The 7122-nt window shown below is 71.7% G+C and carries 7 protein-coding genes and 1 pseudogene; 3 read left to right on the top strand and 5 right to left on the bottom strand.

Annotated features, from left to right (window positions below):
- The coding region (locus ACYVE7_RS25855) for a WD40 repeat domain-containing protein (protein ID WP_460368045.1) at nucleotides 1-684 on the top strand (684 nt) is incomplete at its 5' end.
- A gap of 20 nt (nucleotides 685-704) precedes the next feature.
- On the opposite strand, the gene ACYVE7_RS25850 is transcribed toward ACYVE7_RS25855, so the two are convergent.
- Nucleotides 705-1847, bottom strand: a complete 1143-nt coding sequence (locus tag ACYVE7_RS25850; protein WP_460368044.1) for a cysteine desulfurase family protein — start codon at nucleotides 1845-1847, stop codon at nucleotides 705-707.
- Between the two features lie 95 nt (nucleotides 1848-1942).
- Here ACYVE7_RS25850 and ACYVE7_RS25845 point away from each other — a divergent pair, with 95 nt between their 5' ends.
- Together ACYVE7_RS25845 and ACYVE7_RS25840 are read left to right on the top strand one after the other, a co-directional pair.
- On the top strand, nucleotides 1943-2452 hold the full coding sequence (locus ACYVE7_RS25845; RefSeq protein ID WP_460368042.1) for a TetR/AcrR family transcriptional regulator: 510 nt from the start codon (nucleotides 1943-1945) through the stop codon (nucleotides 2450-2452).
- Between the two features lie 90 nt (nucleotides 2453-2542).
- On the top strand, nucleotides 2543-3733 hold the full coding sequence (locus ACYVE7_RS25840; protein WP_460368040.1) for an MFS transporter: 1191 nt from the start codon (nucleotides 2543-2545) through the stop codon (nucleotides 3731-3733).
- On the opposite strand, the gene ACYVE7_RS25835 is transcribed toward ACYVE7_RS25840, so the two are convergent.
- The 4 genes and pseudogenes from ACYVE7_RS25835 to ACYVE7_RS25820 all read right to left on the bottom strand — a co-directional run.
- Nucleotides 3730-4272, bottom strand: coding sequence for a dihydrofolate reductase family protein (locus ACYVE7_RS25835; protein WP_460368038.1), 543 nt, complete (start codon nucleotides 4270-4272; stop codon nucleotides 3730-3732). The genes ACYVE7_RS25840 and ACYVE7_RS25835 overlap by 4 nt on opposite strands.
- 70 nt (nucleotides 4273-4342) lie before the next feature.
- Nucleotides 4343-5287: an electron transfer flavoprotein subunit alpha/FixB family protein gene (locus ACYVE7_RS25830; protein ID WP_460368036.1), complete on the bottom strand. Its 945-nt coding sequence runs from the start codon at nucleotides 5285-5287 to the stop codon at nucleotides 4343-4345.
- Nucleotides 5288-5304: 17 nt separating this feature from the next.
- A complete protein-coding gene (locus ACYVE7_RS25825) occupies nucleotides 5305-6078 on the bottom strand; it encodes an electron transfer flavoprotein subunit beta/FixA family protein (protein WP_460368034.1) in 774 nt (257 codons plus the stop codon).
- Between the two features lie 193 nt (nucleotides 6079-6271).
- Nucleotides 6272-7122: pseudogene (locus ACYVE7_RS25820) on the bottom strand (hypothetical protein); the annotation flags it as partial.

Below are 7122 nucleotides of genomic sequence, written 5' to 3'. Positions count from 1 at the left end.
CTGACCGGCCACGCGGGCGCGGTCACCGAACTGGCGTTCATCCCGGTCGACGGGGTTCCCGTGCTGGTCAGCGCGGGTGGCGACCGGACCATCCGGCTCTGGGACCTGGCCGCGGGAGTCCAGCTCGGACGGCCGCTCGCCGCGGGCGCCGCGATCCAGTCGCTGGCCGTCACCGAACTGGACGGCGCGCCCGTCCTGCTGGTCGGCGGGGCCGACGACCGTCAGGTGGGCCTCTGGTCGCTGCGGGACCGTGTCCGGCTGCCGCTCTCCCTCGCCGGCCACCGCGACGCGATCAAAGCGGTCGCGGCCGGCTGGCTCCAGCACGGACCCGCCGCGATCACCTGCGGGGCCGAGAGCGTCATGGTGTGGGATCTGCTGAGCCCGGGCCGGCCGGTCGCCAAACTGCGGCACGGGGACGCCGTCCTCGGCGCGGCGACCGCCCGGATCGGCGCGCGGTCGCTGCTGCTGACGAGCGGCGCGGACGGCCGCGTCATGCTCTGGGATCTGCTCAGCGGAACCCGGATCGGACCGGCGCTGGAGGAGGGGCCGCGGCACACCCCGCCCGTCGCCGTCGCCCTCGGTCTCGTGGACGGCACGCTGACGGCCGTCACCTCGGGCCGGTCGCCGTCGCTGAAGATCTGGAGTCTCGGACGGCCCTGGCTGCTGTCCGCCGAGACCAGATAGGACGGGCCAAATAAGACGGGCTAGGTGAGACCGGCGCGGCGGGCTCGCTCGACGACCGGGGGCAGCGCCTCGGCGAGCGCGCGGACGTCGGCCTCGGTGCTGGTGTGGCCGAGGGAGAAGCGGAGTGAGCCGCGGGCCAGATCGGTGGGGATGCCCATCGCCAGCAGGACGTGGCTGGGCTGGGCGACCCCGGCGGAGCAGGCGCTGCCCGTCGAGCAGGAGATGCCGCGGGCGTCCAGCAGCATCAGCAGGGCGTCTCCCTCACAGCCGGGGAAGGTGAAGTGGGCGTTGCCCGGCAGCCGGTCGACCGGGTCGCCGTTGAGGTGGGCGTCGGGGACGGCGGCACGGACCTCGGCGATCAGCAGGTCGCGCAGCGCCGCCAGCCGCGCCGATTCGGCGTCGCGGCGGGCCAGACCCGCCTGGACGGCGGCCGCGAAACCGGCGATGGCCGGGGTGTCGAGGGTGCCGCTGCGGACGTCGCGCTCCTGGCCGCCGCCGTGCTGCACCGGAACCGGATCGACCCCCTTGGCCAGCAGCAGGGCGCCGACGCCGAGCGGGCCGCCGAGCTTGTGCGCGCTGATCGTCACGGCGTCGAGGCCGGCCAGGGACACGGGGCGGACCCCGGCGGCCTGGACGGCGTCGGAGTGCAGGAACGCGCCGCGTTCATGGGCCAGCTCGGCCAGCTCCGCGACGGGCTGGAGCGTGCCGACCTCGTTGTTGGCCCACATGGCCGTCACGACGGCGGTGTCGTCGGTGAGGAGTTCGCGCAGGTCGTCGGGGCGGAAGCGGCCCAGCTCGTCGACGGGCAGATGGACGACGTCGGCGTTCTCGTGGGCGGCGAGCCAGTGCACGGCGTCCAGGACGGCGTGGTGCTCGACCGAGCCGGCGATCACCCGGTTCCGGCCGGCGGCGCGGCCCGCCCAGTAGAGCCCCTTGACCGCGAGGTTGTCGGCCTCGGTGCCACCGGAAGTGAAGATCACTTCACTGGGGCGGGCGCCGAACGCCTCGGCGATGATCTCGCGGGACTCCTCGACGACGCGGCGCGCCCGGCGTCCGCAGGCGTGCAGCGACGACGGGTTGCCGACCCTTCCGAACTGCTCCGTCATCGCGGCGATCGCCTCGGGCAGCATCGGCGTGGTCGCCGCATGGTCCAGATACGGCACGGGTTTGGCCCTCCTCAGGAACGCATCAAGTTTACTCCTCGCCCGGACCTGTGCATTTGTCACTGTACCGTCCGGACGGTACAGTAGTTTCCATCATGAAAAGGGAAGCTCTGCTCGACGCGGCTGAGGCGGTTCTCCAGGAGAACGGCACTCAGGCCCTGACGCTGTCCGCGGTCGCGGAACGCGCCGGGGTCAGCAAAGGCGGGCTGCTCTACCACTTCCCGACCAAGGAAGCGCTGATCACGGGGCTCGTCGCCCGGGTGATCTCCGAGTTCGACGAGCTGGTCGCGTCCTACGACACGGGCGGCCCCGACTCCTACACGCGCGCCTTCGTCGAAGCCACCTTCGCGGTGATCGCCGCCCCCGACGGGGCCCGCACGGGCCGTCGCTGGGCCGCCATCACGGCCGCCGCCACCACGCCCGAACTGACCGCCCCGCTCCGCGCGGCGATCAAACGCTGGCACCACCGCGACGACGCCTCGCCCCACGCGCAGCTCGTCCGGCTGGCCGCCGAGGGCCTGTGGGAAGTGGCCGCCACCGATCCGGTGCAGTACAGCGCCGAGCAGTACACGGCGATGCGCCGACGGATGCTGGACCTTCTCTAACCCTCTTCGCCCTTCCTCCGCGGTCCCCCACCGGGTTCCGCGCCGTCCGTGGTTTCACGGGCGGCCACCTCTCACATCAGGAGTTCTGCCATGTTGACGCGCGCCCGGACGGGCACGTTCCTGACCTTCGCGCTCTGCGGTCTGCTGTGCGGCGTCTGGGTCGCACGGATGCCGGCGCTGACGGACAAGTTCGGGCTGAGCGCCGGGTCGGTCGGGGTGGTCCTGCTGGTGTGGGGGCTCGCCGCGATCGTCGCCATGCAGGCCCTCCAGCGGGTGATCGCAAGGACCGGGAGCCGTCGTGTGCTGCGGGTCGCCGCGCCGCTGACCGCGGTGTCGGTGCTGCTGGTGGCGCTCGCGCCGACCTTCCCGCTACTGCTGGCGGCCGGCGCGCTGTTCGGGATGACCTTCGGGGTGACGGACGTCGCGATGAACGCGCAGGGCTCGGTCGTCGAGCGGGCGCACAAGCGGCCGCTGATGAGCGGGATGCACGCCGGCTGGTGTGTGGGTGCGATGTCCGGTGGCCTGTTCGGCGCGCTGACGGCGGGGCTCGGGTGGTCGTTCACCCAGGCCGTGCTGGTCGCCGGGATCATCGGGCTGCCCGCGGCGCTGGCGCTCGGCCGCACCTACCTGGCCGACCCGCCCGCGCTGACGGCCGTCGGCTCCGCGGGCGCCCGCGGGAAGCGGCTGCCGCTGATCGTCTACCTGCTGGGCGCGCTGGCGTTCCTGGCGTTCATGGCCGAGGGCGCGATCGCCGACTGGAGCGGGCTGCTGCTCCGCGACGAGCTGCACGCCGCCGAAGCCGTCGCGGCGCTGGGGTATCCGCTGTTCGAGGCGGCCATGCTCTGCGGCCGTCTGGTCGGCGACCGGATCAGGACCAGGGTCGGCACCCGGCTGCTGCTGACCGCCGCCGGTTTCGGCACGGCCGTCGGCATGAGCGTCGTGCTGCTGGCCCCGAACGTCCCGTTCGCCCTGGCGGGCTTCTTCCTGACGGGCCTGATGGTCTGCACGATCGTCCCCACGATGATCTCCCTGGCCGGCACGGTCGCCCCGGGCCGGTCCGCCGCGTCCGTCGCCCAGGTCGGCACCATGGGCTACGGCGGTCTCCTCCTGGGCCCGGTCCTCATCGGCTTCCTCGCCGAATCCACCTCCCTCCACCTGGCCCTCGGCATCGTCATCCTCCTGGCCCTGGCCATCGCCCTCACCGCCCGCCTCCTCCCCCTCACCCAGGCGGCCGACGTCGCCACCGCCCCCGAGCCCGCCCGCGAACTCGTCGCGGCCTAAGAGCGGGTGGGGGTGTACTGGAGGGCTAGGAAACCCGAGGGGAACTCCCGGCGGCTCTGCAAGGTGAGGTCGAGCGGGGTGGGGAGGCCCGCGAAGAGGGTGGGGCCGTGGCCTGCGAGCTTGGGGTGGACGACGAACTCGTACTCGTCGATCAGGCCGAGTTCCGCGAGGGCCTGCGGGAGCTGGAGGCCGCCCACGAAAAGGCCGTCGCCCGGCTGGTCCTTGAGGCGCTGGACGGCCTCGGCCAGATCGCCGCGGAGGAGTTCGGCGTTCCAGTCGACCCGGTCGAGGGTGCTGGAGACGACGTACTTCTTCGCGGCGTCGATGGTCCGGGCGAAGGGCTCCGTCCAGGACGGTCTTCCGCCCGGCGAACGCCACGCCTCCTCCATCATCTGGTAGGTCACCCGGCCGAACAGGAGGGCGTCGGCGCGGGCGAGGTTGCCCATGTGGTGGCGGTGCAGATCTTCGTCCGGGACGATCACGCGATGATCGCAGCACCCGTCCAGGGTGATGTTGACCGAGTAGCGAAGAGGACGCATCGCGTCAGGGTACCGGGGAAACGCGAACGCCCCCGGGAGGACCCGGGGGCGTTCGGCGTGCGCGAAGGCGTTACTTGCGCTTGGTGATCTCTTCGGTGAGCTGCGGGACGACCTGGAACAGGTCGCCCACGACGCCGAAGTCGACGAGCTCGAAGATCGGAGCCTCGGGGTCCTTGTTGATCGCGATGATCGTCTTGGACGTCTGCATCCCGGCGCGGTGCTGGATCGCACCCGAGATGCCCGCGGCGATGTAGAGCTGCGGCGAGACGGTCTTGCCGGTCTGGCCCACCTGGAACTGGTGCGGGTACCAGCCGGCGTCGGTCGCGGCACGGGAAGCGCCGACGGCCGCGCCGAGGGTGTCGGCGAGACCCTCGATGACCTTGAAGTTCTCGCCGGAGCCGACACCGCGGCCACCGGAGACGACGACCGAGGCCTCGGTCAGGTCGGGGCGCTCGCCCTTCTCCTGCACGACCCGGTCGGTGATCTTCGCGGTCTTGGACGCGTCGCCGATCGCGACGGAGACCTGCTCGACGGCCGGGCTGCCCGCGGCCGGGGCCAGGGCCACGGCGTTCGGACGGACCGCGATGATCGGCGTGCCCTTGGTGACCTTGGCATGCGCGATGGTGCCGCCACCGAAGATCGAGTGCTCGCCCACGAAGCCCTCGCCGACGCCCACGACGTCGGTGAGCACACCGGAGTCGAGACGGACGGCCAGCCGGCCCGCGATCTCCTTGCCCTCGGCCGTGGCCGGGACGAGGACGGCGGCGGCGCCACCGGCGAGCTGCTGGAGAACGTCGACCTTGGGGGCCACGACGTACTGGGTGAGCTCGGCGTCGGCGGCCACGTAGACCTTGGCCGGGCCGTACTCGGCGATCTTGTCGGCGGCGGCCTCGTAGCCGGGACCGATCCAGACCGCGGAAGCCTCACCGAGCGAGCGGGCGAGGCTCAGCAGCTCGAAGGTGACCTTCTTGACCTCGCCGTCGGCGTGGTCTACCAGAACCAGAATCTCAGCCATTGTGTCCTCCCCCTTCCTTAGATGAACTTCTTCGAGGCGAGGAAGTCGGCGGTCTTCACGCCGCCGTCGCCCTCGTCGGTCACGATCGTGCCCTTGGCGCGCGCCGGGGCCTCGGCGTGGTCGACCACGGCCGAGTAGGCGTTGGCGCCGCCCACGGCGGAGGCGTCGAGGCCGAGGTCGGCGACGGTCTTCGTCTCGACCGGCTTCTTCTTCGCCGCCATGATGCCCTTGAACGACGGGTACCGCGGCTCGTTGATCTTCTCGACGACCGAGATGACGGCCGGGAGCGAGCTCTCGACCTTGTCGAAGCCGGTGTCGGTCTGGCGCTGGATCGTGACCGCGGTGCCGGCGATCTCGACCTTGTTGGCCAGGGTGAGCTGCGGCCAGCCGAGACGCTCGGAGAGCATCGCGGCCAGGACGCCGGTGCGGGCGTCCGTCGACTCCGAGCCGAGGATGACCAGGTCGGCGCCGTCGATCGCCTTCGACAGGACCAGGGAGGTCTGCAGGGCGTCGGAGCCGACCAGCGCGGCGTCGTTCAGGTGGATCGCCTTGTCGGCGCCCATGGCGAGGGCCTTGCGGATCGACTCGGTGGCCTTGTCCGGACCCATGGTCAGGACGGTCACCTCGCCGCCGTGCGCCTCCTTGATGAGCAGCGCCTCTTCGATGGCGTACTCGTCGAGCTCGTTGATGACGCCGTCGGCCGCGGCGCGGTCGAGCGTGTTGTCATCGGACTTCAGCTTTCGGGGGCTCTCCGTGTCGGGAACCTGCTTCACGCATACGACGATGTTCATGGCCGCCGGCCGACCTCCTTGCAACTCATCTTCAAAGGGTCTGTGTTCGTCCTAGCCTGTCAAACGACCGAATCGGACTCGGATCCGGGGTCATGTTCAAGCCGTCCCCGAATGTTACTCGCTAGTAGGACGCCTTCGCACCGGGGGGCCCTCGGACCACGGGGTCTGTGCAGCCTATGTGACCCAGAACACCCTAGAACCAGCCTTGGACGGTCGCCCGCCACTCCGTAAGGGTGCCGGGAAGGCCATCGATGGGCGAAAGGTCCGGATCGGCGTCGGCGCAGAGCAGGATCAGCACGGCCGACGCCGCGACCACGCACAGCGCCGCGATCGAGGCCGGTTCCCGGCGCGGCAGCAGCCCCGACCAGATCCGCGCGGTCTGACGTCGCGTGGAGGTGCCGCCCGGGCCGAGGAACTGCAGGACCACGATCAGCCCGAAGCCCAGCGTGAGCGCACGGGCGGAGTCCTGCCCCGACGCGATCAGCACGGTCGTCAGGATCGTGCCGCAGATCAGGCCCAGCAGGGTGACGAACGACGAGCTGATCAGCGCCCCCGGCAGATGCAGCGGCGCGCGCAGCATCGTGCCCAGGACGTCGGTGGGACGCTCCCCGCGGCGCACCCGGCGCGACTCCATGCCCTTGGCGGCACGGTCACCGGCCCGCAGCACGACCGCGAGCGCCACCGCGAAGACCGCGGTCTTGACCGGGATCGCCCAGGTGAGACCCAGGATCGCGGCCAGCAGCGAGACACTCAGCACCTTGTAGACGCCGTACGGCTTGGGCGGCGGTTCCGCGGGCCGGTCGGCGCGGGTGCCGGGCGCGGGACGTTCGCCCTGCGGCCGTCCCTGGTTCGGCTGCCGCTGGACGTGGTGGGGCGGCGGGTAGCCGCTGCCCGCGTGGCCGCCCGGCGGGGTGTACGGCTCGTAGCCGACGTCGTTGACGGTTCCGTACGGATCGTTGCCGTACGGGGGCGGCGGCGCCGAGGCGATCCCGTTCCCGCCCTGGTAGGGCGTGGGAGCGGGGGCGGGCGGCGGCGCCACCGGCG

The sequence above is a fragment of the Actinocorallia lasiicapitis genome (genome assembly GCF_054778695.1).
The sequence above is the reverse complement of the archived record's forward strand: the minus strand, read 5'-3'. Positions and strand labels throughout refer to the sequence as shown.